Source organism: Pseudomonas zhanjiangensis (assembly GCF_041027545.1).
GTDB classification, from domain to species: Bacteria; Pseudomonadota; Gammaproteobacteria; order Pseudomonadales; family Pseudomonadaceae; genus Aquipseudomonas; species Aquipseudomonas zhanjiangensis.
Map to the genome: position 1 here is coordinate 1 of NZ_JBFTEG010000044.1, position 3,276 is coordinate 3,276.

A 3,276-nucleotide genomic window follows, 5' to 3' on the forward strand; every position below is an offset into this window, starting at 1 on the left:
TGTGCTTGAGCTGTTCGGCGGCGACGCTGCCCAGCTCGGCATCGTCGAGCAGTTCGACCAGGGTGGCGATGTTGTAGCCGCCCTGCATGGTGCCCAGCAGTTCGACGGCGCGCTGCTTGTTGATCAGCGGGGAAGCGGCTTCGCCCTTGGCAACGGCAGAGAGGAAACCGGCCTTGACGTAGGCGGCTTCGTCCACGCCTGGCGGTACGCGGTTGGTGATCAGGTCAACGAGAAATGCTTCTTCGCCAGCCGGCGGGTTCTTCAGCAGCTCGACCAGGCCTGCGGTTTGTTCGGCGTTCAGCGCCAAGCCTGGCAGGCCTTCGGCGGCGCGCTCTGCGAGGTGATTGCGATAGGCTTCAAGCACGTTTTTTCCTCTTTCACGGCCCACCAGGACGGTGGGAGATCAGGTTACGATCAAATATGTGAGGCGATGCGCCTACATATCCTCTGGGTGTGTCGACACCTCAGTAACAAGCAGCGCTAGTTCCCCACGGTGACATCAAGCTTTCGACGCTTCCAGGAAGTCCTTGGCGAAGCGCTGCAGCACGCCGCCGGCCTGGTACACGCTGACATCGGCGGCGGTGTCCAGGCGGCAGGTCACCGGCACCTGGACCACCTCGCCATCGCGGCGGTTGACCACCAGGGTCAGGTCGCAGCGCGGCGCCACCTCGCCCTTGATGTCGTAGGTCTCGCTGCCGTCCAGGCCCAGGGTCAGGCGGGTGGTGCCCGGCTTGAATTCAACCGGCAGCACGCCCATGCCCACCAGGTTGGTGCGATGGATGCGCTCGAAGCCCTCGGCGACGATGACCTCGACGCCGGCCAAACGCACGCCCTTGGCTGCCCAGTCACGCGAGCTGCCCTGGCCGTAGTCGGCACCGGCGACGATGATCAGGTTCTGCTTGCGCGACATGTAGGTCTCTATGGCCTCCCACATGCGCATGACCTGGCCTTCCGGTTCCACGCGGGCCAGGGAGCCCTTCTTCACCTGGCCATCGACCACGGCCATCTCGTTGACCAGCTGCGGGTTGGCGAAGGTGGCGCGCTGCGCGGTCAGGTGATCGCCGCGGTGGGTGGCGTAGGAGTTGAAGTCCTCTTCCGGCAAGCCCATCTTGTGCAGGTACTCGCCCGCCGCCGAATCCAGCAGGATGGCGTTGGACGGCGACAGGTGATCGGTGGTGATGTTGTCCGGCAGGATCGCCAGCGGACGCATGCCCTTGAGCGTGCGCTCGCCGGCCAGCGCGCCTTCCCAGTACGGCGGGCGACGGATGTAGGTGGACATTGGCCGCCAGTCGTACAGCGGGCTTTCGGCCTCCTGCACGGTGCCGAGATCGAACATCGGGATGTAGATCTGCTTGAACTGCTCGGGCTTTACGCTGGCGGCGACGATGGCGTCGATTTCCTCGTCGCTCGGCCACAGATCCTTGAGGGTCACCGGATTGCCGTTCTGGTCATGGCCCAGCACATCCTGCTCGATGTCGAAGCGCACGGTACCGGCGATAGCATAGGCCACTACCAGCGGCGGCGAAGCCAGGAAGGCCTGCTTGGCGTAGGGGTGGATGCGCCCGTCGAAGTTGCGGTTGCCGCTCAGTACGGCGGTGGCATAGAGGTCGCGGTCGATGATTTCCTGCTGGATCAGCGGATCCAGCGCGCCGGACATGCCGTTACAGGTGGTGCAGGCGTAGGCGACGATGCCGAAGCCGAGCTTCTCCAGTTCAGCCAGCAAGCCGGCCTCTTCCAGGTACAGCTTGGCGACCTTGGAGCCCGGCGCGAAGGAGCTCTTCACCCAGGGCTTGCGCAGCAGGCCCAGCTCGTTGGCTTTCTTCGCCAGGAGGCCGGCGGCCACCAGGTTGCGCGGGTTGGAGGTGTTGGTGCAGCTGGTGATGGCGGCGATGATCACCGCGCCATCGGGCATCAGCCCCTCGGCTTCCTCGTTCTTGCCAGCCTGCAGCTTGGCCTCGTCGGCGATGCCGCGCTCGGTCAGCGCCGAGGTCGGTAGGCGGCGGTGCGGGTTGGATGGCCCGGCCATGTTGCGCACCACCGTGCTCAGATCGAACTGCAGCACGCGCTCGTACTCGGCGGAGACCAGGGCATCGGCCCACAGGCCGGTGGTCTTGGCGTAATGCTCGACCAGGGCCACCTGCTCCGGCTCGCGCCCGGTGAGCTTGAGGTAGTCGATGGTCTGCTGGTCGATGTAGAACATCGCCGCGGTGGCGCCGTACTCCGGACACATGTTGGAGATGGTCGCGCGGTCGCCGATCGACAGGCTGTCGGCGCCCTCGCCGAAGAATTCGACCCAGGCACCGACCACTCGCTCCTTGCGCAGGAACTCGGTCAGGGCCAGGACGATATCGGTGGCGGTGATGCCGCTCGGGCGCTTGCCGCTGAGCCTGACACCGACGATATCGGGCAGGCGCATCATCGACGGATGCCCCAGCATCACGGTCTCGGCCTCCAGGCCGCCGACACCGATGGCGATTACGCCCAGGGCGTCGACATGGGGGGTGTGGCTGTCGGTGCCGACACAGGTGTCGGGGAAGGCCACGCCGCCACGGGCCTGGATCACCGGGCTCATCTTCTCCAGATTGATCTGGTGCATGATGCCGTTGCCGGCCGGGATCACGTCGACGTTCTTGAACGCGGTCTTGGTCCACTCGATAAAATGGAAGCGGTCCTCGTTACGGCGGTCTTCGATGGCGCGGTTCTTCTCGAAGGCGTCCGGATCGAAACCCGCCGCCTCAACGGCCAGCGAGTGATCGACGATCAGCTGGGTCGGCACCACCGGGTTGACCTTGGACGGGTCACCGCCCTGCTCGGCGATGGCGTCGCGCAGGCCGGCCAGGTCGACCAGCGCGGTCTGGCCGAGGATGTCATGACAGACTACGCGGGCCGGGTACCAGGGGAAGTCCAGGTCGCGCTTGCGCTCGATAAGTTGCTCCAGCGCGGCGTTCAGGCTGTTCGGCTCGCAGCGGCGCACCAACTGCTCGGCCAACACGCGGCTGGTGTACGGCAGGCCGGCCCAGGCTCCGGGCTTGATGACGTCGACGGCCTCGCGGGCGTCGAAATAGTCCAGCTGGGTGCCGACCAGTGGTTTGCGAAATTGAGTGTTCATTTACTTGCGATCCTTGAGCGGCACGAACTTGAGATCTTCCGGACCGACGTAGTTGGCGCTCGGACGGATGATCTTGCCGTCGATGCGCTGCTCGATGACGTGGCTGGACCAGCCCGAGGTGCGGGCGATGACAAACAGCGGCGTGAACATGGCGGTGGGCACGCCCA

3 protein-coding genes are annotated in these 3,276 nt (G+C 65.4%); all 3 read right to left on the reverse strand.

Going from position 1 to position 3,276, the window contains the following annotated elements:
* Positions 1–364 (reverse strand): aconitate B (locus tag AB5S05_RS21935; protein ID WP_500181266.1); only part of this gene is annotated, 364 nt, incomplete at its 3' end.
* 135 nt (positions 365–499) lie between these two features.
* Positions 500–3,109, reverse strand: a complete 2,610-nt coding sequence (gene acnD, locus AB5S05_RS21940) for a Fe/S-dependent 2-methylisocitrate dehydratase AcnD (protein WP_369289619.1) — start codon at positions 3,107–3,109, stop codon at positions 500–502.
* On the reverse strand, positions 3,110–3,276 hold a 167-nt coding region (locus AB5S05_RS21945), incomplete at its 5' end, for a citrate/2-methylcitrate synthase (RefSeq protein ID WP_369289620.1).